This window comes from Flavobacterium sp. (genome assembly GCF_025352425.1).
GTDB lineage: Bacteria > Bacteroidota > Bacteroidia > Flavobacteriales > Flavobacteriaceae > Flavobacterium.
Window position 1 is genome coordinate 67,621 of sequence record NZ_JANXTI010000008.1, and the last position, 23,150, is coordinate 90,770.

The window sequence follows — 23,150 nt, forward strand, 5'->3', positions numbered from 1 at the left end:
TATAGAAAATCATGAACACATTTTTAATTCCAAATTGGCTCATTATCATAAGCGGTATTGGCCAAATATTTACAGCTTTAATTTATCCATACATTCGCCATCATGTTTTTGATTGGTATAATGATGTCAAACAGCTTAAACCACTAAATCAGGAAATCTGTAAAACGTATGGTCGATATATTCAGGGATTGAATTTTTCATTTGGATTGATTGCGATAGCGTTTACGAATGAATTAAAAGAACAATCAGCATTGGCTATGGCTTTAACGGGTTTAATTGCTGCCTATTGGGTCGGAAAAGTGGCAACTCAAATTGCTTACTATCCAATGTATCAAATTCCGCAACGCCGGCTTTTTAAAATTGGAAGTTATGGTATGAATACATTGTTTGTGCTTTTTGCTGTAGTAAATACAATTCTTTTCATTCATAATATAATTGGACATTACAAATTATAGCATGACAACCATCCATCTCACCACCAAAATAAAAGCGCCAATAGAAAAGGTTTTTGATTTCAACAGAGATATTGATATTCATAAATTATCCATTTCTAAATCAAAAGAAACGGCTATCGCCGGAATTACTAGCGGATTGATTAACCTAAACGAAACAGTAACCTGGAGAGGGAAACATTTCGGGTTTTATCAAACACATAAAAGTTTGATTTCAGCAATGGAAGCGCCACATTATTTTGTGGATGAAATGGTTGAAGGCCGTTTTAAAAGTTTTAAACACCTACACACTTTTACTGAAGAAAACGGAGTAGTTATTATGAAAGACGAGATTCAGTATCAAACTCCTTTTGGAATCGTTGGAAAGTTATTTGACAAATTGATACTTAAAAATTACATGACAAACCTGATTGCGGAACGAAATGAATTCATCAAAAATTTAATAGAAAACCAAAAGTAAAACCCACCACAAAATCGGAATACTTTCTACCCAAAAAGAAGTATAATATTGATTTCTTTTCAGAGAAGAAAAATAAATGGCTAATCCGGTAATCAGGGCAATCACAATATCGATAACCAAAAATTGAATTCCGATAGTTTCATTCAAACTAAAATTCAAGACATCTAAAATCACAAACAACAAAAGCAATAAATAACCCGCTTTTTTAGCTGTTTCTATTCCGAATTTTTGAGGTAATGTATTCAATGTTTTATCATCGTGCTGGCTATCATAAATTTCAAACGGAATCATTAGCGCACTAACAAAAACAAACCTTTTCACGAATTCAAGTGCCACACTTCCATGAAAAAGTGGTGATGCGTTGCTATACACAAAAGCCGTGAGATAGGCAATGACAAAACTCACCCAAAACATCTTTATAATTCCTTGTTTCCTCAGCAACGGATATAATAAAACCATCAATCCACCAACAATCAATTGAATCTTGACTACATTTATCATTCGCTTAAAAAAGAAATAAAATCCGAAAACAGCCAAAAAACATACTAGAACAATGCCGTAATATTTTAGCGAATGAAATTTACCTTTCCGAAAAATGTCAAAATATTTCAGAAAATTATATCCCAAAATTGTTCCGAATAAAACACAACAAGGATAGGTAATGTGTTTACACAAATCATTCTCGAACGTTGTCACATAAACCAAACTAAAAAGTGCCAAACCAACGTGAATTGAGGATTGAATATAAAAGTCAAGAAGCTTCCTTAAATGTTGCATATTTCAAAAATACATAAACTGTTAATAACAATCCTTTTTAGTTAAAAAAAACTCGAAATTTGATACTCTTTTAACCTAAATTTTAGACTTTAATAATTACTTTTGTTGCGTTAAAAACACCACACTTTTACACTTAAGAACTTACCATTTAATGAGAACAGACGCATTTGCTTTACGCCACATAGGTCCACGTGAAAGTGACCTTAACCAAATGTTCAAAACTATCGGAGTTGAAACTTTTGACCAACTGATTTACGAAACGATTCCGGATGATATTCGTCTGAAAAACGATTTGCAATTGGAACCTGCTATGACAGAATATGAGTATTCGCTACACATTCAGGAATTAGGCAAAAAAAATAAAGTATTCAAATCCTATATCGGCTTGGGGTATCACCCAACAATTATTCCCGCGGTAATTCAAAGAAATATTTTCGAAAACCCAGGTTGGTATACGGCATATACGCCTTATCAGGCTGAGATTGCGCAGGGAAGACTTGAAGCAATCCTGAATTTCCAAACCACCGTTATTGAATTGAGCGGAATGGAAATCGCCAACGCTTCCTTACTGGATGAAAGTACTGCTGCTGCCGAAGCCATGGCGTTATTGTTTGACGTACGAACCCGTGACCAAAAGAAAAACAACGCCAATAAATTCTTCGTTTCCGAAGAAGTATTACCACAAACCATATCGGTTTTACAAACACGTTCTACGCCAATTGGTGTTGAATTAGTGATTGGAAACCATGAAACTTTTGATTTTTCAACCGATTTCTTCGGAGCAATTTTACAATATCCCGGAAAATATGGCCAGGTTAATGACTACACTGGTTTTATTGCAAAAGCGAAAGCTAACGAAATAAAAGTAGCCGTTGCTGCCGATATTTTGTCATTGGTTAAATTAACTTCTCCCGGAGAAATGGGCGCCGATGTAGTGGTTGGAACAACACAACGTTTCGGAATCCCGATGGGTTACGGCGGACCACACGCTGCATTTTTTGCAACCAAAGAAGAATACAAACGCTCGATGCCCGGAAGAATCATTGGAGTAACAATTGATACGAATGGAAACCGCGCCTTGCGTATGGCATTACAAACGCGCGAACAGCATATCAAACGCGAAAAAGCGACATCCAATATTTGTACGGCTCAGGTTTTATTAGCCGTTATGGCCGGAATGTACGCGGTATATCACGGTCCGAAAGGCTTACAATACATTGCCAATAAAGTGCATTCATCAGCGGTGACATTGGCAGATGCCTTAAATAAATTGGGCGTTTACCAAACCAACACGGCTTTCTTTGATACGATTTCTGTAAAAGCTGATGCTCAAAAAGTAAAAGCTATTGCGGAGAAAAATGAAGTAAACTTCTATTATGCTGATGCCGAGACGATTTCAATTTCGTTAAACGAAACCACTTCTATTGCAGACATTAACCAAATCATCTCCATTTTTGCCGAAGCTACGGGAAAAGATAAAGTAACCATTTCTAACTTATCAACTTCTGATAATTTCGTTGCGGGTTCGGAAAGAAAATCAGCTTTCCTGATGCATGATGTTTTCAACAACCATCATTCTGAATCTCAGTTGATGCGTTATATCAAAAAATTAGAGCGTAAGGATTTATCGTTAAATCATTCGATGATTTCCTTAGGATCCTGCACAATGAAACTAAACGCCGCTGCCGAAATGCTGCCGTTATCAATGGCGAACTGGAACAGCATTCACCCTTTTGCACCGATTGAGCAGGCAGAAGGTTACATTACAATGCTTAAAAAATTAGAGCAGCAATTAAATGTAGTAACCGGTTTTGCCGGCACTACTTTACAACCAAATTCCGGTGCGCAAGGCGAATATGCCGGGCTTATGGCTATTCGTGCCTATCATTTATCACGCGGCGACAACCACAGAAATGTGTGCTTGATTCCATCATCGGCTCACGGAACCAATCCTGCTTCGGCTGCGATGGCAGGAATGCACATAATCGTTACCAAAACCATGGAAAATGGAAATATCGATGTGGAAGATTTGAAGGCAAAAGCAATCGAGCACGCAGCCGATTTGTCTTGTCTGATGGTAACTTATCCTTCAACCCACGGCGTTTTTGAAAGTGCTATTTGTGAAATCACCAAAATCATCCACGACAATGGCGGTTTGGTTTATATGGATGGTGCCAATATGAATGCGCAGGTTGGATTGACAAACCCAGCTACGATTGGTGCTGACGTTTGCCACCTCAACCTACATAAAACATTCGCTATCCCTCATGGCGGCGGTGGTCCCGGAGTTGGGCCAATTTGTGTCAACGAAAAACTGGTTCCATTTTTACCAACGAATCCGGTAATTAATGTAGGTGGTGACCAGGCAATAACAGCCATTTCTGCCGCACCTTATGGTTCGGCATTGGTTTGCTTGATTTCCTATGGCTATATCACGATGCTTGGTGCAGAAGGCTTGAAAAGCTCAACAGAGCATGCAATCCTGAATGCCAATTATATAAAAGCACGTTTGGAAGAGCATTACCCTGTTTTATATTCAGGCGAAATGGGACGCGCAGCGCACGAAATGATTTTGGATTGTCGCTCATTCAAACAAAACGGGATTGAAGTTACTGATATAGCTAAACGTTTAATGGATTACGGTTTCCACGCGCCAACGGTTTCTTTCCCTGTTGCCGGAACCTTAATGGTTGAACCAACAGAATCGGAAGATTTAGCCGAGTTAGATCGTTTCTGTGATGCGATGATTTCTATCCGAAAAGAAATTGATGCAGCTTCTGCTGATGACAGCAATAACGTATTGAAAAATTCTCCCCATACATTGGCAATGCTAACTGCCGATACTTGGGTTTACCCCTATACTCGTGAGCAAGCGGCATATCCATTGGATTACATTCACGAAAACAAATTCTGGCCAAGCGTTCGTCGTGTTGATGATGCTTATGGCGACAGGAATTTGATTTGCTCCTGCGCGCCGATTGAGGCGTATATGTAAATTGAATTACGGATTATAACATTTTTATTTTATCAAAAATCCCCTCTAGTGGGGATTTTTTTTTGAATTTCATTTCTGATTTTTGTAGGGGAATAATCCATAAACAATAATCATTAAATCATTATGTCAAATTTAACGAACAACAGGCTGAATATAACAGCCACCGCTGCACAAATTACTGCAGTAAAAACAGCACTAGACACAATTAATACCAATCTTCCGTTTTTGATTGGTTTAACAATTGATGAACGGATCACGCTTCCTGCAATAGACGTCAACAATAAAACATTTGCAGAAGATGCCATTAACGCAGGACTCAATAATGCGACTCTAATTCCGTCGTATGTATCCGTTGCTAACATGCAAAACGACATGACGCTTTTTAAGCAGCTAGACGAAATCATCCTGCTTAACAAACAATTACAGGAAAAGCTACAGGATACCCAATTATTAGCCGGAAGCGAAGCATACACTTCTGCCCTTGCATTGTATAAATTGTTTGCCTCAGCTTCAGATGCGGGTGTTCCGGGCGCTGATGCCATATACAGCCAATTAAAACAACGTTTTGCCGGACAAGGAGGGACAGGTAGGCCAGCCACTAATCCGAGTTAATTAATCAGACACCACTATTGTTGAGGCGCTTCTTTGGAGGCGCTTTTTTTATGATACGTCATTGCGAGGTACGAAGCACAGCCGCGTCATTGCGAGGCACGAAGCTCAGCCGCATCATTGCGAGGCACGAAGCACAGCCGCGTCATTGCGAGGCACGAAGCACAGCCACGTCATTGCGAGGCACGAAGCTCAGCCACGTCATTGCGAGGCACGAAGCACAGCCGCGTCATTGCGAGGCACGAAGCAATCTCACCTTCAACTTTAAGGAATTATCAATAGATTGCTTCGTATCTCGCAATGACCATGTTTAATTGGTTATTTAAACCAAATAAAATAGTTTTAATACATTTATATAAAAGTTATTTTAAATAATAATATATGTTAATTAACATATATTAAATAGGTTTTATAATTACTATATTACTATTTTAACAAACATATATATGTATAATACTTAGTTTAACTATTTTTTTAACTAAATTAGTTATGCATATCAACCTTTTATTTATAAAATTTGTACATTTGACCAACGGTAAAACGCAAATGAATGATTGACTTACAGAAAAAATTCCTCAAAACCCGTAAGGATGACCCGCCAAAATTGGGCAACTTCATCCAGTTTTATATTGAAGAAAACAAGATTAAGAAAAAAAGTGTTTCCGATGCTTTAGATGTGCTTCCCACTACCCTTAACCAATATTTTAAGCAGCCTTCGTTTCAGTTTGCCATTCTGTGGCGCATTAGCCATGCTGTGAAACACAACTTTTTGATGGAGTTGGGCGAAAAATGGTTAAAAATCCCGTATGAAACTGAAAAAGAAACAGCACTACTGGAACAACTGGCGCAAAAAAACGATGAAATAAAAACCCTGACTACGCAGTTAGGGGTTTATAAAGGGATACATAAGGTGGAGTAGAGAGAAAATTATGAGCATGGTAAAAGCATAACAAGGTCATTGCGAGGAGTTGCCAGACACGAAGCAAAGCAATCTCAGATTTACGTAAACGACAACAGATTGCTTCGTGCCTCGCAATGACGGATTAAAACACACACTCGCAATGACGGATCAAAACACACGCAATGACGGATCAAAACACACACTCGCAATGACCAACTATTACTGATTATGAAGCCTGGATTTATTTATATAATAACAAATAAAAACAACACAACTTTATACATAGGTGTAACGTCGGATTTGCCTAAAAGAATTTTGGAGCACAAAGAAAAGCTTTATCAACAGTCGTTTTCGGCACGGTATAATTTGAATAAATTGGTTTACTATGAACAATTTCAAATGATTGGTGATGCAATAGGAAGAGAAAAGCAACTAAAAGCCGGAAGCAGGGCTACAAAAGTATCTTTAATCAGCAGCCGTAATCCAGATTGGAATGATTTGTATGATGAAATTGAAGATATAATGACAATTTAACCAACAACAATGCACGACATCCAAAACCAAGACGACCTATACCTACTCGTTGACGAGTTCTATAAAAAACTGTTGGCTGACGAACGTATCAGTTACATTTTTACGGATGTTGTCAAAATAAAAATTGAGGAACACCTGCCCATTTTAGTTACCTTTTGGTCACAAGCCATTCTGGGAACCGGAGGATATACCAAAAACCTGACGCAGATACACTTGGATATCAATGCCAAAGAACATCTCACTGCGGAACTGTTCAAAATTTGGCTTGACCATTTTTATACTACTGTTGATGAAAACTTCAAGGGCGAAAAAGCAGAACGAATAAAAACGCAGGCATTGAGTATAGCCACAATAATGCAGATAAAAATTGCCCAATAAAAAAGCCGAAAAATGTGATTTTAATAATTAAAACATTCAATAATAGCAATATTGATAATTTACATTGTTTCTTTACATTTGTCCGAGATTAAATGGCTTTTATTTTTAAATTAGCAGTGAAATATTTTAAACAATGAATATAAAGATAACGGGTTCGGGGTGTTATATTCCGACTGAAATAGTATCCAATAAAGATTTCGCCGCACACGTTTTTTTGAATGATGACGGAACGCCATTTCCGCATCCGAATGACATTGTTGCGGAAAAATTCTTGGAAATAACAGGCATACAGGAACGTCGCTACGTTACCGATGATTTACAAACTTCTGATATTGCTTTTATTGCTGCAAAAAGAGCCATTGAAGATTCGAAAATTGATCCGGAAACTTTAGATTATATCATCTTTGCACACAATTTTGGCAACGTTAAAAAAGGTGCCATTCAAACCGATTTGGTTCCAAGTTTGGCCACCAGAGTCAAATTTGATTTGCGTATAAAAAACCCGAAATGTGTGTGTTACGACATGCTTTTTGGCTGTCCGGGCTGGCTTGAAGGTGTTATTCAGGCGCAGGCTTTCATAAAAGCGGGAATAGCGAAGAAGTGTTTGGTAATTGGAGCGGAAACCCTTTCACGTGTGGTCGATTTGCATGACAGGGACAGTATGATTTATTCTGACGGCGCTGGGGCCACTATTATAGAAGCCACTGAGGAAGAAGGTGGGATTTTAGCCCACGAAACCGCAAGTTTTACGTATGACGAAGCTTATTATCTGTATTTCGGGAATTCATTTAATAAAACGTATGACCCTGATGTTCGTTATATCAAAATGCACGGAAGAAAAATATATGAATTCGCCCTGATCAATGTTCCAAAAGCCATGAAAGAATGTCTGGACAAAAGCGGTGCTACCATTGCCGATGTTAAAAAAATCCTGATTCATCAAGCCAACGAGAAAATGGATGAAGCCATTGTCCAGCGCTTTTATAAATTACATGATCAGACAACACCTGATGACATTATGCCTATGAGCATTCACAAATTAGGAAATTCAAGTGTGGCAACCGTTCCAACATTATACGATTTATTGGTGAAAGGCAAGCTAGAAAACCATTCTATTGAAAAAGGAGATGTCGTTCTTTTTGCTTCGGTTGGTGCCGGAATGAATGTCAACGCTATCGTTTATAAAATGTAATAAAGTTTGACCCGTGACTTGCCGAACGGATTTTTTTTATAAACTTCGCAACCTTATAACTTTTGTAAACTATACTGATGTACGAGAAGACATATCCAAGCAAGCGCTTTACTTTAACGTTGGCTTTTCTGCAAAAACACATTACAACTTCAGAAACCATTTTTGATCTCGGTGTTCCAAATCCGTTTTCTAAAATCATGGAAGAAAATGGTTATACCGTTATCAATACGAAAGGTGAAGATTTAGACAACGACCAATCGGCGTTACAAAATGAAACCTATAACGTTTTTACAGGTTTTGAGATTTTTGAGCATTTGTTGAATCCGTATACGGTTTTAGAAAATGTAAAATGCGACAAATTATTACTGTCCATTCCATTACGATTATGGTTTTCTCCAGCTTACAAAAGTAAAACTGACAAATGGGACAGGCATTATCACGAGTTTGAAGACTGGCAGTTGGATTGGCTATTGGAAAAAACAGGTTGGAAGATTATTGACCGCCAAAAGTTTACCCATCCCGTCAAAAAACTTGGTTTCCGTCCGTTGTTGCGGTATTTCACTCCACGTTATTACATGGTTTATGCCATAAAAGAAAAAAGAGAATAGAAAAAAGCGAAAAGACTATTCCTTATGAACTACTACATCGTCATTCCATCATACAACGAAGAGAAATTTATTTCATTAACCCTGCAATCGTTGGTGGAACAAACGGTTTTGCCAAAGAAGCTGGTGGTTGTCAATGACAATTCTACTGATAAAACTGCTGAAATAGTTTTGGCTTTCGCCGATAAATATCCCTGGATTTCATTAATAAATACATCTTCAGAGGCCATTCATCTACCCGGAAGCAAAGTAATTCAGGCGTTTCAGAAAGGATTGGAAACGTTGGATGACCATTATGATATTATCGTAAAAGCGGATGCCGATTTGATTTTTCCATCGAATTATTTCGAAACTATAATCAGGCATTTTGAGTCTGATGCCAAAATCGGTATGGTGGGAGGCTTTGCCTATATTGAAAAAAATGGTGAATGGATTTTAGAAAATCTGACGGACAAAGACCATATTCGCGGAGCATTTAAAGCGTACCGAAAGGAGTGTTTCAAACAAATTGGCGGACTAAAAACAGCTATGGGTTGGGACACCGTTGATGAATTACTTTGTAAATTTTATAATTGGAAAGTAATCACCAACGAAAATTTGAAAGTGAAACATTTAAAACCAACGGGCGCCAATTATAACAAAACCGCACGTTACAAGCAAGGCGAAGCGTTTTACAGTCTAGGTTATGGCTTTTTTATCACGTCAATTGCTTCCATAAAATTAGCAATACGAAAAGGAAAACCGCTATTGTTCTTTGATTACATAAATGGGTTTTGGAAAGCCAAATCGGCAAAAAAACCATTATTGGTTACTAAAGAACAAGCGAAATTCATACGAAACTATCGCTGGGAAAAGATGAGAGAAAAGCTGTTTTAAAGCTAAATAACTCACATCTCATAACTCATAACTCATAACTTCTCCCTATTTTTGACATTATTTTAATCCTATGATGCTCGTTCGCTATTTATCGCAAATTGGAAGATATTTTTTGATGCTTGCTGAAATCTTCAGAAAGCCCACAAAATGGTCCGTAATGAGAACATTAATCTTCAAGGAAATTGACGATTTAATCATTGGATCACTTGGTATTGTAGCTTTCATTTCTTTTTTCGTTGGTGGCGTTGTGGCAATTCAGACCGCATTGAATTTAACAAATCCGTTAATTCCAAAGTATCTTATCGGTTTTGCAACCAGACAATCCATAATTTTGGAATTTGCACCCACATTTATCTCGATAATCATGGCTGGGAAAATGGGTTCGTTCATTACGTCAAGTATTGGAACGATGCGCGTTACTGAGCAAATTGATGCACTTGAAGTTATGGGCGTAAATTCATTGAATTATTTGGTTTTCCCAAAATTAATAGCCTTACTGCTTTACCCTTTTGTAATTGGAATTGCCATGTTTTTAGGAATAACAGGTGGTTTTATTGCGAGTGTTTATGGTGGTTTTGGCAACAGCACCGATTTTGTAAGTGGTCTTCAAATGGAATTTATTCCGTTTCACATTGCTTATGCTTTTATCAAAACATTTATTTTTGCTTTGATACTCGCCACAATTCCGTCCTTTCATGGCTACTATATGAAAGGCGGTGCATTGGAAGTTGGTAAGGCAAGTACGGTATCATTTGTTTGGACATCGGTAACGATAATTTTAGTGAATTATATATTAACGCAATTACTTTTAACCTGATGATAGAAGTAAAAAATGTGGAAAAATCGTTTGGCGACGCCAAAGTCTTAAAAGGAATTACAACCACTTTTGAAACCGGAAAAACCAATCTTATCATTGGGCAAAGTGGCTCCGGAAAAACAGTTTTGCTCAAAAGTTTGCTTGGAATCCACACGCCTGATAAAGGAACAATCGCGTTTGATGGTAGGATTTATACTGAGCTTTCGGATGCTGATAAAAGAGAATTACGAACAGAAATTGGAATGGTCTTTCAGGGAAGCGCCTTGTTTGATAGTATGTCTGTTGAAGAAAACGTTGTGTTCCCATTAAGAATGTTTACGACTAAAACGGCTTCCGAAATTAAAAAACGTGTTGATTTTGTAATTCACAGAGTTGATTTAAAACAAGCGAATCATAAAAAGCCTTCAGAACTGTCGGGGGGAATGCAAAAACGTGTGGCAATTGCCCGTGCGATTGTGAACAATCCAAAGTATCTTTTTTGCGACGAACCAAACTCAGGTCTTGATCCAAAAACAGCAATACTTATCGATAACCTGATACATGAAATCACTGTCGAATACAATATTACCACCGTTGTCAATACACACGATATGAACTCGGTAATGGAGATCGGCGAAAAAATCATCTTTCTAAAACAAGGTATTTTGGCTTGGGAAGGAAACAAAAAAGATATTTTCAAAACTGATAATGAAGCTATAACCGATTTTGTGTATTCATCCAATCTTTTCAAAAAGATAAGGAAAGCACAAAATAAAGAAGAATAAATTATTCTCTATTCAGGAAAATCCAGCCGTTTTTAATTTCCTCCGTTGAGAGTTTAATTATGTAATAATAAGTTGAATCCGGTAATATGCCACCGCTCATATTCTGGCCATGCCATTCATTTAAATAATTATTTTTTTCATAAACTTTTCTGCCCCAACGATTGTAGATTTCAAGTTTTGTAACCTCAAAACCTGTTAAGTCGAGATTCTCATTTGTATTATCGTTATTTGGCGTAATCACATTTGGAATAAAACAAATATTCCTTACAACATCAATAGTGTTAGTGGTTTCACATCCGTATTGGTTTGTTATTTTTAGAGAATAAATACCTAAATCTCCTCCTGTAATTGTTATTGGGTTACTATTACTTGTAAAATTATTTGGCCCTGTCCAGGTAAATGTTGAATTAGTTTCATCAAAAGAAGCCTCATTAAGTTTAGTATACCAAACCTGATAATCTCTCCCAATGCAATCCTGATTTAAAGCAAAACTTGGCAACGGATTAACCAAAATGTCCACACTTGAATTTTCTGATAGACAACCATTTATATCTGCATAGACCGTATAAACTCCATTTTCATTACTGGAAATCGAATTTATTACAGGGTTTTGCAGCGTAGAAGTAAATCCGTTAGGACCGCTCCAATTATAAGTGCTACTAGCTACAAAAGTTGCAAATAGATTTACATTTTGAGTTTCACATACTATTGGGTCAGCACTGGCGGTCGGTAATTGCGGAATGGTTTTTATCGTGATGTTTATCAATGCATCATCAGTCGTACCACAACTTCCGGTAACAGTATATTTAAACTGATATGTTGCATAAGGAACTGTTGTTGAATCCCATAAATTATTTGTCAGTAACCCACTTGAAGTAATTTCGGACCAAGTACCCAACGCATCAAAAGTTCCCGTCAATAATGTAGTCAAATCAATAATTTCCTGCCTCCCACAATAGGAAATGGCGTTATCATCTCCGGCTTCGGGTACAGAATTATCTAAGTTAATTTCATAATCCAGAACTTGATTCAAGCAGGAACCCGGATTCCCTAAATAGGTTATCCTAACATGATATATTCCATTATCTAAAACCGAATTGAACGAGGAAAAGTTTAATGAATTACTAGTACTCAAAATAGTGGAAATGTTGCTGCCTTTCCACCATTGATATGTTAGAAAAGAAAAATTAGTCACTGTTAATGAAGCGCTCTGCCCATCACAGGAAACGGAACTGGCGATTGTCATTGGATTCGGATTTAACACTTGAAATTGACTATTTGCGCTATTATGGCATACATCTTCAACTTCAAAAGTATATATCGCAGGTGCTAAGCCCGAAAAAAAGCTTGAACTTCCATTTTCTACCATAAAAGGCAGACCGTTTTTAGCAATAATCCGATAAGTCAAAGCTGAGTTACCTATTGCATTTACAACGACTTCAAAAGTTGAACCACAGGAAACCGGGAACACATCAATAATTCTAGGCACATTATAAAAGTCAAATTCATAAATAGCTTTTAAACAATTAACCTGTGAAGGATTACCATTTATGTAAGTTCTAAATACTTTTAATATTCTAAAATGACCAATAAAAGCCATGTTAAAAGTTGTAGTATTATTTATTAGCTCAAAAGAATTTGTTGTTGTGGGAACTGCACCATTAATATAAACCGCGTTTGTCAAAGGATGTAACCAGTTTCCGCCTGCAGGGCTATATTTCTGCAGCCAAAATGATACACCAATATTATTATTACTGGTATGATTCAAAGTAAGATTAAAGGAACCACAGTTTGGAGTAAGTATAACATTTGTATTTTCCTGATAACCTGCAATTGATACATGAGTTGTAAAAGAACCACCGCAGGAATTGGTAGATTGGAAAGTATAAATTCCGGGAGGCATCGTGTCCAAGGTTAATGTGGTTCCGTTTGCGGTAATATTTCCTGTTAGATTAGCCGGTACCGGACCCGTATAAGCAACTGGTGCGGCAGTTATCGAAATAGTTACCAAATCTCCCGAAACTCGAACTGAACCAACACCATTTTCGCATCCTTCTAAAACCCTTACTCCTGGTGAACTTGTTTGTGGGGTTATAATAAAATTCAGTGTTACTGGATTATCACATCGATCTAAAACATTAAAAACATAAGTTCCAACAGGTAAATGAATAAAAACCGCATAATGTGCCGAATTTATTATACTGCTATAGTCATGAGGTAATGGAACGGTATATGCGGGAGGAGCTGAAACCATTATCAGCTGATTAATATCATATATAAATAGTGTCACGTCTACACATGTCGCGTTTGCAACCACATAGTAAGGAGGATTGGCAGAACTTTGATTTGGCGGAACTATTACTGTAACGGTCTGGGGATTACCACATGGATCAATAAGGTTAAAAACATAAGTGCCCTGAATTACATCATGAACTATTACCTCAAAATTGACTATTGAAGAGGTAAAACTTTGCGGCAATGTGCCTGCATAACCTGCAGGTGCTGACATCAAAATCAATGAAACTACGTGAGAAAAAGTTATCATCTGAAAAACACAATCCTGAGATGCAATTGCATAACCAGACCCAATAGGAGGCAAATTATTAAAGCCACCGCCTAAATGATAAACTGTGCCACAACCATCCGTTATGGTAAATGAATAGTTACATGTCTGGCCAGGGTAGTATGGGACTTGTTGAGAAAATCCATTTCCGTTGTTTATCGTTTGATTAAAAGTAATCGATGGCCCTGTTGGTGGAGAAAAGAGAGTGGTTACCTGAATAGGATATCGAATTATTCCTGTTGGCGAAACTAACTGAAAACTGGCTCCAATACTAGCCATAGTACAAGTACTTAAGGCTGGGATCATTAAAAGAAAATTTAAATCGGTATTAGTCCGGAATAAAGTAAATGTCTGAACAACTGCCTGGCCGCAAATATCAAATACTTTTATTTGATAAATCCCGGCTGTCAAACCTGTAAAGACATTAGAGGCTTGTGACGGCCTTGTCATTGGTCCCGAAAAAATCTCATACGTTACTGCGGTACCCGTTGTGACATGAACCGTTATGGTGCCGTCATTTCCGCAAATTTCATTAGTACTGGTTATTTGATAAGTTAAAAGAATTATTGAAATGCTAATTGTGATATCCTGTTGCCGTGTACCGCTTACACTTCCCAAAGTTTGCGTTGCTATAATCCTGTAAGTACCGGCGGTTAATCCCGATATAGTTGTTGCCGACTGAACCGAGATCGGAGTAGTGACATTAGGAAGTAAATAAACCGAATATAAAATTACTGATCCTGCAGTGGTATTTGAAACCGTAAACATTAATGTGCCATTAGAAGGACATGATTCATTTGTCGCTGTAACATTCAAAGTAAAATTTGACAGTTGTCCTTGTGCAAATTGAGCAAAAAACACAAATGCGAAAAATAAATACAATCTTTTACAAAACATCGTTCTTGTTTTTGGATATCATCACAAGATAGCAAAAATATTTTAGTTGAGTAAAATCTTATCTTTTATAATTTATTCGCCGCGTCCGTAATTCGTTTGATATCCTGTTCTTTACTTTTAGGGTAAATCATCAATACATTTTCGTTATCCACAATGATATAATCATCGAGTCCGTCAATAACTACAAGTTTTTTTGCTTCAGATCGAATAATATTGTTGGATGCGTTTTCTAAAATTACTGTAGCATTCACAACTGTATTATTATTGTCGTCTTTGTCTAATTTGTCATGCAGCGATCCCCATGTTCCTAAATCATTCCAGTCAAAAGTGGCGGGCAGAACAAACACATTGCTTGCTTTTTCCATTACGGCATAATCAATAGAAACATTTTCGGCATCAGGGTAATTTTGTTCTATAAATTGCTTTTCGTTGGATGTATTATAACTTTCAGAACCTTGCTTAAATAATGCATTCATTTGTGGTTGAAATTTTTCAAAAGCAGCTGTAATCGATTTTACACTCCAAATAAAAATGCCCCCATTCCAAAGGAAATTTCCGGCATCCAAAAATGCTTTTGCTGTTTCATAATCCGGTTTTTCACGGAACTGATTTACTTTCTTAATAGGGTTTGCATCACTCTTATCAAATTCGATATAACCAAAACCTGTATTTGGAAACGTAGGTTCGATTCCTAAAGTCATTAATACATTTTCTTTTTCACAAAAGTCAAAACATTGTTGTATGTTTCTTGAAAAGGCATCTTCGTCTTCAATCCAGTGATCGCTTGGCGCAACAACCATAACAGCTTCGGGGTTTTGTTTTTGAATTTTTAGCGACGCATATAAAATACATGGTGCTGTGTTTCGCATCGCCGGTTCCAACAATACTTGTTCCTGTTTTACCATTGGCAATTGTTGCAAAACCAAATGGTTGTAGCGTTCGTTAGTTAATATCAAAATGTTTTCCATCGGAATTAACTTTGATAAACGACTGAATGTTTTTTGTATTAACGTCTCTCCCGAACCCAGCATATCGTGAAACTGTTTTGGGAAATCAGTGGTACTTACGGGCCAAAATCTTGAACCAACGCCACCAGCCATTAATATTGCGTAATAATTTTTATTCATGGTCATTGCGAGTTTGCGAAGCAATCTCTTTATTAATTATAGCTACAAATATATTTATAATAAACAGGATTTAATCATTGTGATGAGATTTCTCCTTTGTCGATAAGACAAATAAATTATCCCGGTAAGATCTCGACTTCTGCATTGGCGTTAAACAAAAACAATCTTCCTGTTTTGACTTCCATGCATTCATAACGCTTTACGCGTAAGCCGTTCTTTTGAAAAATTCTTCCGTTTTTTATTCTGAACATGCTGCCGGTTGGCACTTCGTGAATATAATGTACATCTGGTTTGCGTTCGTCAAATTGCTTTAGGGCGAAAGCCAACCGTGCATCAGTATCACTACTTGCGGTAGGGTTTCTAAAATGATTGGCAACCAATGGCAACACCGAATGCGGAAAAATCTCAGGGCGAATAAACGGAACCATTAGACTTTGAAAGGTAATCTTCCATTCGTTGCCGTGTGGTTTTATAAGTCGGCCATATCTTTCATAGGCCACCAAATGCGAAATTTCATGAACTAATGTGATTAAAAATCGGTATTTATTCAAATTGGCATTAACCGTGATTTCGTGATTTCCACTAATTGCCCGACGGTAATCACCATGACGGGTTCGTCGTTCGTTGACGATTTTGAGATGCACGTTATTTGCTTTGATTAATTCAAAACAAGAGACAACTGCATGCTCCGGCAAATATCTGGAAAGTACATCACTCATACCTCATAATTTATAACTCATAACTTATGGCGTACTTGATGAAACCTGAATTATTTTTCCGTTGTGGTATTTGTTTCCTGTTATTGCAAAATTGAAAATATAATCCGCCATTTCCTTAGCAGATGTTGGAGCTTCATAACCCGGAAAGGCTTCGTGTAACATTTCCGTATTTACCGCACCAAGAGCTAAAACATTGAAGGCAATGCCTTGTTCTTTGTACTCTTCTGCTAACAATTCAGATAAAGTAATTATTGCTCCTTTGCTGGAACTGTAAGCTGAAAGTCCGGCAAACTTCATGCTGCCCTGAATGCCACCCATTGAGCTTATTGAAACGACATGGCTTCCTTTTTGAAGATAATGTAAACATATACGGGTTAAATTAGCAGCGCCAAAAACATTGACTTTATATACATTTTCAAAATCTTCCTGTGTAGTATATGCGAAAGGTTTGTTGACTAAACTTCCGGCGTTGTGAATGATGATGTCTACTCTTTGCCAGGTTGTCGAAATAAAATTATCTACTGCAACAAGTTCTTCTTCTTTGGATAAATCAACGGAAAGACAGGTGATATTTTGGTTGCCCAATAAAGTTTGAGGTATTTTGCGCGAAATGGCTAAAACATGATGGCCTGCATTGGCAAACTGCAAAGCGAGTTCAAAGCCAATGCCACGAGATGTTCCGGTGATGATGATGTTTTTACTCACAATTTAAAATTGATTTTGTGTTCGTAAATATAACAAAACTTAGGAAATGAAACGTTTGAAATTTAACCGTAATACTTTCTGTAAAACTTGATTCCCTGAAAGACTCCGAGTCCTGCAAACACAAGTGGAATAATGAATTTCATTAAATATTTAGACAGGAATTCAACGTTACTGGCAAAATAATGAAGGGAAAGGATTAAGACCAGCATACCCGAAAATGTTCCCATAAGGGTTCCGAAAACATAAACGTATTTTCGGTTGTTTGAAATTTCGATATACTTGCCGTTGAGCAAATACAAATTCCAGCTTAACCAAAACGGAATCTGAATAAAGTTAAGGCAGCTATAGACTATTCCTGCAACGAAAAAGTTTTGAAAAGTATTTGAAAAAACAGTTCTGTTGGCGTCATCTGAACCTGCGCTCGAATAAAACACATAGGCCAAAACAAACATAAATAAAACTGAAAAAGCTTCTATAAATTTCAGCAACGTTTCTTTTTTATGTAATGTATTGGCAAAAATAAGGGTTAAAAAAATGACGCAGCATTCGATGCAAATCACACCCAATAAATACAAAAGTGTAGCATTGATTCCAGAAGAATTGTAAATATCAAAACCGATGACATTCAAATAGCCAAGTGGAATTGAGCCTAAAAAGCTAACCAGGAAACCGACACCTATGTTTTTAAGATTTACCAAAAATTATGTTTTTAACCGCAAATTACACAAATTCGCACAAATTAAATTCGTGAAAATTTGTGGTAACTTTTAAAAATTTACAATCTTATTACTTTGTTCCAAATGTAATCTATATTGTTGCATACCAACCTTGTGGGAAAGATACGGAAATCCTCGTTTGTGATTTTCCACACTAATTTGAAACATATACCTGATGTGACGTGCCAATTCCTTCCAGGCAAAAAAAAGGGAATGCTTTGGGTCATAAATATGCGTTGGTTCGCTGGCGGAACCGTTTAATTCAACTACTGAAAAATTCTTTCCTTTCTCAAGTTCGTCCCAGGTGTTGTACATCAAATCCATTCTGCCAAAATAAAACTCGGGAACCTGAAGGCACATTTCGTCAATAACTTTGGTTAATTCGGGAGAAATCAGATTACTATAATCCAAAAATTTGGCACCTCGGGCATGATTTCCATAAGGCACCAGATTTCGTCTTTCGCCTTTGGCTAAAATCGTTTTCAGCAGATTGCCATATTCATTTTCGAGAGTCTTTAATTGGAATTCGTATCGTGGATTTGTTTTCAGTAATTCTTCGATGGTTGAAAGGCCATTTCCTTCGATTATTAAAAATTCCTTGGCAACAATTCCGGTAATTCTTCCATGCTTTTCATGCGGAAAACGAACATAAAAAATCCCGACTTCATTTTCATACGGAATCAGATCCTGCAATAAATAATCGAAATTTGCTTTGTTGTGATAGGCTTCTAATTCGTTTACATTGGTTACCTTTTTTACCGCCGAACCGCGTAGGCCAATGTCGGGCTTTACAATAAAAGGAAATTTGATTTTGGAAGTTTCCAATAATGTCTCAACCTCTCTAAAGGGTATTTTTTCTTTAACGAATTTGGTTATTGGATAAAAATGCTGTGGAATTAATTCATAGATTTCTATTTTGCTATCCATTACAAAACCGCCATTTTTCATTGTTGGGTTGCAGGCATTGAAAAAGAAAATCGTTCTGGCTTTCAGCGCATAATATGCCCATAAAAAATAAATAGGAATATAGACAATTTGAAATGGCCAATATTCCCAGTGGAACAACTTATGGAGAAATAGTTTCAAGAATTATGAATTGTGAATTTTATACAGAAATAAAGGTATTGGAAAAATCCTGTTTGGCAATCAAATCGTTGTAATGAATTTCAACTTTGTTTTTTTCGATTACTGCTTGTGTGATGCTCAGCGTTTTCAATGCATCATTTCTATTGATAACCAATCCGTGTTGTGTGTTTTCTTCTTCGGTATAACGGTGGAAATTGAACAGTTCATCGGCATTCACTTCCGGCTTTATATCGAGAAAAGTATAGAACCAGTTGGCTCTTTCTTCCCTGATTTCTTTTGAATATAAGGTTGAAGAAGACCAAATATGACTTTGATTGCTGTTTAGTTCTGTTGTGCTTTTTTGGATTTCATTCCATCGCAACTGATACAGTTTTTGATTTTCAAAAAGCACTAAGGTAAAAGGTTCGATATTTTTTAAATCAATGTTTTTCCATTCCTCTATTGCTGATTTGCAACTGATTAAATCTATTAAAATCAAACCACGGCTTTTTCGATACGTTTCTTTGGGAATGTGTTTTTCATCGGCACCATTTAAAAGCACTAAAATGGTAGCATGTTCATCTATCGCAAACCATGTTCCGCCTGCTTTTTTATCTTTTGGAAAGATGATTTTTTTGTTGTTGATGCCATAATTTTTGGGTTCAATGGCGTTTGGTCTCACTATTCTCTCATCACGGTTGGAAGTGATGATAATTTTGCCATTGGTATTGACAAAACTTACTGTGCACATTGTTTTCTAAATTCAATAGTAGAACGAGCCACGCCAAAATCAGCATCGATTTGTAGATGTTCCAATTGCAGCACTGCTACCTTTATCAAGGCTTGGTGATGAATGCAATGCTCCAGATTGTATAATAACTCTCTGAAGTAATTGCTTTCGATGTGCAATTCTTCTTCATCAACAATTTGTTCGAGCAGTAAATTTTTATTGCTTTTTTCTAATTGGTTTTTAATATCAGCTAAACATTGTAAAGCAAAATGAGTATCCGATTGAATTCGGTAATCCCGATTTCTTTTATCATAATTCACAATGCCATTAGCATATTGATTTTCCAAACATTGAAACATTTCAATGATATGACGCGTATGTTCGCCAATTGTTGAATTGCTCAAACCTTTACAAGGCGAAGTAAAATCATGATTCGAGAGCTGCTGTAACAACGACTCCAATTCATTTAATGTTTTGTGCAAAGAGGTTATGAGCATATTTTTTATTTAAAACTTAAGTTTTAGTAAATCCTGAATTTTATTCCTGTCCTGAATAATTAATATCGTGCAGCAAAGTAAAGTAATTATTGCTAAAATAAATAATTCTCCACCATCATTTTTTACATCAATTCCTAACACAAAAAGGTGTGAAAAAATTGCGCCAAGCATTGTTCCTGCTCCTAATAAAGCGCCGACTAATGTAGTTCTTGGAATTAAAATTAAAATTGAGGCAATCAATTCGACTAATCCGGAACCTATTCTTCCAAAAGGTTCCATACCCAGTTTGGTAAAAATATAAACGCTTTCTTCTGCTCCTGTAAATTTAAAATATAACGTTTGTACTAGGATTATTACCGCTATAAGTTTTACAATCCAGATAAATATTGGGTTTTTCATTGTGCTGGTTTTAGTTGACAATTTTTTTCCAGTTACTATCCGCTTTCTTCTTCAGATTGACCTCGTCTTTGTTCCAGCTTTTGAGTGTGTTATTGAAAAAGGCGTTGTAAAACAGATTTAATTTTCCGTCCAGGATTTTAAAAGTTTCAGGATTTACTTCCACTTTTTCACCATTTGCTCCCATCGCATAAGAACACCATCCACCGTATTGCGGCTCGTAGCCAGCAGGATTTTTAAGGAACAAATCCTTATTTGCTTGCGACGAAAAATTATAGGTCACGCCTTCATAAGTTGTTGCAATTGCAGCTTTCCCTTTTACTGCTTTTTTTTGCGTAAAATAAGCAACGGGGTCGTAGCCTTGAATGGCTACTTTTTTATCCAAATTGAATTCGGCTGTTCTTTTCGCAGCGGTTTGTGCAAAAGTTGTCACAGATATAAAGGCAATGAACAGGATTAAAATTTGTCTTTTCATTTTTAATATTATTTGATTCTGAAGCAAAACTAAGACAGTTTGAAAAAGCGATTTGTCGGGTAGTTTACATTTGGTGGGAAAAAGTTTAAAACTTGTATTATTTATCTCAAAGGCTTATCTAATTCTACATACCATATATTTACACAGTTCCTCAACTGATTTCAAATAATAAACATTATCAATTGTCTCAGTGAATGTTTTAAATAAGGAAGTGTAAGTGATTTTCTGATGGTTTTTATCAAACTCATAAATTCTTAGAAATGTGGACTTTTGCCTTTTCATTCTATCTAAATCAATTTCGTTAAGATAGCTCTTAACCGCACCAATATCATTTAAACTTTTAACGCTTAAAACATAAAAATCGGTGTATTCTTGTTTTCTTGAAAAATATAATTTTGGAATCAACTTTTTTATTTTTTCAAAATCTTTACTATTTACAATGAAAACCATTGCTGGATTAGAATGACTATTCTTTTCAACATTAAAAAAATACGTAGGTAGTTTTACTTTATTAACTTCGATTGTATCTTTTATTTCAAAATTTTGATTTTGAGAATAGGTGATAAATGTTGAAAATAAAAAAATAATAATTAGTTTCATTTTTTTGTTCTTAAAATTTATCTTTTAACTTATTCACATCCTCAATGATAATCTCTTTTCTTCCATAATGCATCAAACCATTTTCTTCTAATTCATTTAGTAATGATGTAGCGGTTTGACGCGAAGTACAAATGATTTGAGCAATATCGTTTTGCGTAAGGTAATTTTCGATAATAACTCTGTTTCCTTCTCTTTTACCATCGCGTTCTGCCCAATCTTTTAGAAAACTAAGCAGACGTGTCTTCGCATCTTTAGAAACCAGGTTGGCATAACTGTTTTTGAGGCGCTTCATTTTCAGACCGACGAATTTAGTATACGAAAGCGCCAGGTTTGGATTTCGCAACAATAAATCCTCAAAGTCCGACATCAGGAAACTGCAAATGGCAACTTCATCGGTTAAGGCTTTGGCATATTCATTGGAATTTCTATCATTATCCAATTCTAGTTCGCCAAACAAATCGCCTTTCTGAATAATATCTTTGATGGTTTCGTTACCATCTTCATCAATGGAAACAATTTTGATATTGCCTTTTTTGAGTAAAAAAACCCGAGGCACATCTGAAGAAGAAAAATAAATGATATCGCCTTTCTTAGCTTTTTTATAACCCGTAATAATACATAATTGCTTGATTTGAGACATACTCAATGTCCAAAATAATTTATGATCGCGGAGATACCAATATTTTAGTTCTTCATACATTTTTAATTCAATTTATAATTCCCAGATAACGTTAAACTTCCCATCAAACCTTGTCCAACATTTTCACCATCTGTAATGACATTAATTTCTCTTCCAAATCCCAGATAAATTCCGGCATTAAATTTTTTTGAAAAATTGTATAAATATCCCGCATTTATCCATGGCTGAATTACTAATGTATATGTTTTACCATTCTGAGGAATCTCACTATAATCAATCCATTTTGTCCACATGTTCCATACATCCACGTTAGCTCCAAATATAAAATTACCGTTGCCCGAACGAACGTATTTGTTTATTCCAAAACTACCACCAAAACCATTTGCTTTTTCATCATCATTAAAGCCGCTCTCATCCTTTCTGTTAGCAAAATTACCTCCAACCCTAAATCGCATCGCCCAAGTTTCTTTAAAAAAATAATTATAAGTGATAACAGTAATTGTACCCACTGGATATTTTTGAATTTCTAATCCAATTTCCCTTTTTTCTTTGACCTCACTTTTTTGCTGAGAAAAGGAGTTTGAAAAAGAAAATAAAACCCATAAATAGATTATTCTTTTCATAACACTTACATTTCCCATCAAAGTTAACCAAAAAACC

At 36.2% G+C, this 23,150-nt stretch carries 26 protein-coding genes; 12 read left to right on the top strand and 14 right to left on the bottom strand.

Annotation, left to right across the window (positions count from 1 at the left end):
- The first annotated feature begins 11 nt into the window (after positions 1 to 11).
- Together Q0Q99_RS01085 and Q0Q99_RS01090 are read left to right on the top strand one after the other, a co-directional pair.
- Positions 12 to 455, top strand: coding sequence for a hypothetical protein (locus Q0Q99_RS01085; protein WP_293890099.1), 444 nt, complete (start codon positions 12 to 14; stop codon positions 453 to 455).
- A gap of 1 nt (position 456) precedes the next feature.
- Positions 457 to 912, top strand: coding sequence for an SRPBCC family protein (locus Q0Q99_RS01090; RefSeq protein ID WP_293890101.1), 456 nt, complete (start codon positions 457 to 459; stop codon positions 910 to 912).
- Here Q0Q99_RS01090 and Q0Q99_RS01095 read toward each other — a convergent pair.
- Positions 892 to 1,413 carry a hypothetical protein gene (locus Q0Q99_RS01095; RefSeq protein WP_293890103.1) on the bottom strand — a complete coding sequence of 174 codons (522 nt, stop codon included), beginning with the start codon at positions 1,411 to 1,413 and terminating at the stop codon, positions 892 to 894. The genes Q0Q99_RS01090 and Q0Q99_RS01095 overlap by 21 nt on opposite strands.
- A gap of 427 nt (positions 1,414 to 1,840) precedes the next feature.
- On the opposite strand from Q0Q99_RS01095, the gene gcvP reads away from it, so the two are divergent.
- From gcvP to Q0Q99_RS01145, 10 genes are all read left to right on the top strand, one after another.
- The gene (gene gcvP / locus Q0Q99_RS01100; RefSeq protein ID WP_293890105.1) at positions 1,841 to 4,684 is read left to right on the top strand and encodes an aminomethyl-transferring glycine dehydrogenase; all 2,844 of its coding nucleotides are present in this window, start codon (positions 1,841 to 1,843) and stop codon (positions 4,682 to 4,684) included.
- A 123-nt stretch (positions 4,685 to 4,807) separates the two neighbouring features.
- Complete coding sequence (locus Q0Q99_RS01105) at positions 4,808 to 5,296, top strand: hypothetical protein (RefSeq protein ID WP_293890107.1); 489 nt, start codon at positions 4,808 to 4,810, stop codon at positions 5,294 to 5,296.
- 547 nt (positions 5,297 to 5,843) lie between these two features.
- Complete coding sequence (locus Q0Q99_RS01110) at positions 5,844 to 6,212, top strand: transcriptional regulator (protein ID WP_293890109.1); 369 nt, start codon at positions 5,844 to 5,846, stop codon at positions 6,210 to 6,212.
- Positions 6,213 to 6,422: 210 nt separating this feature from the next.
- Positions 6,423 to 6,728, top strand: a complete 306-nt coding sequence (locus Q0Q99_RS01115) for a GIY-YIG nuclease family protein (RefSeq protein ID WP_293890111.1) — start codon at positions 6,423 to 6,425, stop codon at positions 6,726 to 6,728.
- Between the two features lie 9 nt (positions 6,729 to 6,737).
- A complete protein-coding gene (locus Q0Q99_RS01120) occupies positions 6,738 to 7,106 on the top strand; it encodes a group III truncated hemoglobin (RefSeq protein WP_293890113.1) in 369 nt (122 codons plus the stop codon).
- A 133-nt stretch (positions 7,107 to 7,239) separates the two neighbouring features.
- Positions 7,240 to 8,298, top strand: coding sequence for a 3-oxoacyl-ACP synthase III family protein (locus tag Q0Q99_RS01125; protein WP_293890115.1), 1,059 nt, complete (start codon positions 7,240 to 7,242; stop codon positions 8,296 to 8,298).
- Between the two features lie 77 nt (positions 8,299 to 8,375).
- A complete protein-coding gene (locus tag Q0Q99_RS01130; RefSeq protein WP_293890117.1) occupies positions 8,376 to 8,906 on the top strand; it encodes a methyltransferase in 531 nt (176 codons plus the stop codon).
- 24 nt (positions 8,907 to 8,930) lie between these two features.
- A complete protein-coding gene (locus tag Q0Q99_RS01135; protein WP_293890119.1) occupies positions 8,931 to 9,779 on the top strand; it encodes a glycosyltransferase family 2 protein in 849 nt (282 codons plus the stop codon).
- 70 nt (positions 9,780 to 9,849) lie between these two features.
- Positions 9,850 to 10,596 carry an ABC transporter permease gene (locus Q0Q99_RS01140; RefSeq protein WP_293890121.1) on the top strand — a complete coding sequence of 249 codons (747 nt, stop codon included), beginning with the start codon at positions 9,850 to 9,852 and terminating at the stop codon, positions 10,594 to 10,596.
- Entirely contained in the window at positions 10,596 to 11,360 is a 765-nt protein-coding gene (locus Q0Q99_RS01145; protein WP_293890123.1) for an ABC transporter ATP-binding protein, read from the top strand. The genes Q0Q99_RS01140 and Q0Q99_RS01145 overlap by 1 nt, the downstream gene beginning before the upstream one ends.
- 1 nt (position 11,361) lies before the next feature.
- Here the strand turns inward: Q0Q99_RS01145 and Q0Q99_RS01150 are convergent, their stop codons facing one another.
- The 13 genes from Q0Q99_RS01150 to Q0Q99_RS01210 all read right to left on the bottom strand — a co-directional run bounded on the left by Q0Q99_RS01150 (position 11,362) and on the right by Q0Q99_RS01210 (position 23,113).
- Positions 11,362 to 14,739, bottom strand: a complete 3,378-nt coding sequence (locus Q0Q99_RS01150) for a gliding motility-associated C-terminal domain-containing protein (RefSeq protein WP_293890125.1) — start codon at positions 14,737 to 14,739, stop codon at positions 11,362 to 11,364.
- 146 nt (positions 14,740 to 14,885) lie between these two features.
- Positions 14,886 to 15,947 (bottom strand): mannose-1-phosphate guanylyltransferase, encoded by a 1,062-nt coding sequence (locus Q0Q99_RS01155; protein ID WP_293890127.1) that lies wholly within the window; start codon positions 15,945 to 15,947, stop codon positions 14,886 to 14,888.
- 116 nt (positions 15,948 to 16,063) lie between these two features.
- Positions 16,064 to 16,666 carry a SprT-like domain-containing protein gene (locus tag Q0Q99_RS01160; RefSeq protein WP_293890129.1) on the bottom strand — a complete coding sequence of 201 codons (603 nt, stop codon included), beginning with the start codon at positions 16,664 to 16,666 and terminating at the stop codon, positions 16,064 to 16,066.
- Positions 16,667 to 16,690: 24 nt separating this feature from the next.
- Positions 16,691 to 17,374, bottom strand: coding sequence for an SDR family oxidoreductase (locus Q0Q99_RS01165; protein WP_293890181.1), 684 nt, complete (start codon positions 17,372 to 17,374; stop codon positions 16,691 to 16,693).
- A 59-nt stretch (positions 17,375 to 17,433) separates the two neighbouring features.
- Positions 17,434 to 18,069, bottom strand: coding sequence for a hypothetical protein (locus Q0Q99_RS01170; protein ID WP_293890131.1), 636 nt, complete (start codon positions 18,067 to 18,069; stop codon positions 17,434 to 17,436).
- 69 nt (positions 18,070 to 18,138) lie between these two features.
- A complete protein-coding gene (locus Q0Q99_RS01175; RefSeq protein WP_293890133.1) occupies positions 18,139 to 19,173 on the bottom strand; it encodes a D-alanine--D-alanine ligase in 1,035 nt (344 codons plus the stop codon).
- Positions 19,174 to 19,192: 19 nt separating this feature from the next.
- The gene (locus Q0Q99_RS01180; RefSeq protein WP_293890135.1) at positions 19,193 to 19,903 is read right to left on the bottom strand and encodes an NRDE family protein; all 711 of its coding nucleotides are present in this window, start codon (positions 19,901 to 19,903) and stop codon (positions 19,193 to 19,195) included.
- On the bottom strand, positions 19,891 to 20,379 hold the full coding sequence (locus Q0Q99_RS01185; RefSeq protein ID WP_293890137.1) for a DinB family protein: 489 nt from the start codon (positions 20,377 to 20,379) through the stop codon (positions 19,891 to 19,893). The genes Q0Q99_RS01180 and Q0Q99_RS01185 overlap by 13 nt, the downstream gene beginning before the upstream one ends.
- Positions 20,380 to 20,388: 9 nt before the next feature.
- On the bottom strand, positions 20,389 to 20,778 hold the full coding sequence (locus Q0Q99_RS01190) for a DoxX family protein (RefSeq protein ID WP_293890139.1): 390 nt from the start codon (positions 20,776 to 20,778) through the stop codon (positions 20,389 to 20,391).
- 10 nt (positions 20,779 to 20,788) lie between these two features.
- On the bottom strand, positions 20,789 to 21,250 hold the full coding sequence (locus Q0Q99_RS01195) for a YHS domain-containing (seleno)protein (RefSeq protein WP_293890141.1): 462 nt from the start codon (positions 21,248 to 21,250) through the stop codon (positions 20,789 to 20,791).
- A gap of 114 nt (positions 21,251 to 21,364) precedes the next feature.
- Positions 21,365 to 21,850, bottom strand: a complete 486-nt coding sequence (locus Q0Q99_RS01200; protein WP_293890143.1) for a hypothetical protein — start codon at positions 21,848 to 21,850, stop codon at positions 21,365 to 21,367.
- Positions 21,851 to 21,860: 10 nt separating this feature from the next.
- Positions 21,861 to 22,550, bottom strand: a complete 690-nt coding sequence (locus Q0Q99_RS01205; protein WP_293890145.1) for a Crp/Fnr family transcriptional regulator — start codon at positions 22,548 to 22,550, stop codon at positions 21,861 to 21,863.
- A gap of 2 nt (positions 22,551 to 22,552) precedes the next feature.
- Positions 22,553 to 23,113 (bottom strand): hypothetical protein, encoded by a 561-nt coding sequence (locus Q0Q99_RS01210; RefSeq protein ID WP_293890147.1) that lies wholly within the window; start codon positions 23,111 to 23,113, stop codon positions 22,553 to 22,555.
- Positions 23,114 to 23,150: the final 37 nt, after the last annotated feature.

What these genes read in the sequence shown, in the direction of transcription:
- Q0Q99_RS01085 (WP_293890099.1), top strand. Translation starts at nt 12, where the DNA reads ATGAACACATTTTTAATTCCAAATTGGCTCATTATCATAAGCGGTATT.
- Q0Q99_RS01090 (WP_293890101.1), top strand. Translation starts at nt 457, where the DNA reads ATGACAACCATCCATCTCACCACCAAAATAAAAGCGCCAATAGAAAAG.
- Q0Q99_RS01095 (WP_293890103.1), bottom strand. Translation starts at nt 1,413, where the DNA reads ATGATAAATGTAGTCAAGATTCAATTGATTGTTGGTGGATTGATGGTT.
- gcvP (WP_293890105.1), top strand. Translation starts at nt 1,841, where the DNA reads ATGAGAACAGACGCATTTGCTTTACGCCACATAGGTCCACGTGAAAGT.
- Q0Q99_RS01105 (WP_293890107.1), top strand. Translation starts at nt 4,808, where the DNA reads ATGTCAAATTTAACGAACAACAGGCTGAATATAACAGCCACCGCTGCA.
- Q0Q99_RS01110 (WP_293890109.1), top strand. Translation starts at nt 5,844, where the DNA reads ATGATTGACTTACAGAAAAAATTCCTCAAAACCCGTAAGGATGACCCG.
- Q0Q99_RS01115 (WP_293890111.1), top strand. Translation starts at nt 6,423, where the DNA reads ATGAAGCCTGGATTTATTTATATAATAACAAATAAAAACAACACAACT.
- Q0Q99_RS01120 (WP_293890113.1), top strand. Translation starts at nt 6,738, where the DNA reads ATGCACGACATCCAAAACCAAGACGACCTATACCTACTCGTTGACGAG.
- Q0Q99_RS01125 (WP_293890115.1), top strand. Translation starts at nt 7,240, where the DNA reads ATGAATATAAAGATAACGGGTTCGGGGTGTTATATTCCGACTGAAATA.
- Q0Q99_RS01130 (WP_293890117.1), top strand. Translation starts at nt 8,376, where the DNA reads ATGTACGAGAAGACATATCCAAGCAAGCGCTTTACTTTAACGTTGGCT.
- Q0Q99_RS01135 (WP_293890119.1), top strand. Translation starts at nt 8,931, where the DNA reads ATGAACTACTACATCGTCATTCCATCATACAACGAAGAGAAATTTATT.
- Q0Q99_RS01140 (WP_293890121.1), top strand. Translation starts at nt 9,850, where the DNA reads ATGATGCTCGTTCGCTATTTATCGCAAATTGGAAGATATTTTTTGATG.
- Q0Q99_RS01145 (WP_293890123.1), top strand. Translation starts at nt 10,596, where the DNA reads ATGATAGAAGTAAAAAATGTGGAAAAATCGTTTGGCGACGCCAAAGTC.
- Q0Q99_RS01155 (WP_293890127.1), bottom strand. Translation starts at nt 15,947, where the DNA reads ATGAATAAAAATTATTACGCAATATTAATGGCTGGTGGCGTTGGTTCA.
- Q0Q99_RS01160 (WP_293890129.1), bottom strand. Translation starts at nt 16,666, where the DNA reads ATGAGTGATGTACTTTCCAGATATTTGCCGGAGCATGCAGTTGTCTCT.
- Q0Q99_RS01180 (WP_293890135.1), bottom strand. Translation starts at nt 19,903, where the DNA reads ATGTGCACAGTAAGTTTTGTCAATACCAATGGCAAAATTATCATCACT.
- Q0Q99_RS01185 (WP_293890137.1), bottom strand. Translation starts at nt 20,379, where the DNA reads ATGCTCATAACCTCTTTGCACAAAACATTAAATGAATTGGAGTCGTTG.
- Q0Q99_RS01190 (WP_293890139.1), bottom strand. Translation starts at nt 20,778, where the DNA reads ATGAAAAACCCAATATTTATCTGGATTGTAAAACTTATAGCGGTAATA.
- Q0Q99_RS01195 (WP_293890141.1), bottom strand. Translation starts at nt 21,250, where the DNA reads ATGAAAAGACAAATTTTAATCCTGTTCATTGCCTTTATATCTGTGACA.
- Q0Q99_RS01200 (WP_293890143.1), bottom strand. Translation starts at nt 21,850, where the DNA reads ATGAAACTAATTATTATTTTTTTATTTTCAACATTTATCACCTATTCT.
- Q0Q99_RS01205 (WP_293890145.1), bottom strand. Translation starts at nt 22,550, where the DNA reads ATGTATGAAGAACTAAAATATTGGTATCTCCGCGATCATAAATTATTT.
- Q0Q99_RS01210 (WP_293890147.1), bottom strand. Translation starts at nt 23,113, where the DNA reads ATGAAAAGAATAATCTATTTATGGGTTTTATTTTCTTTTTCAAACTCC.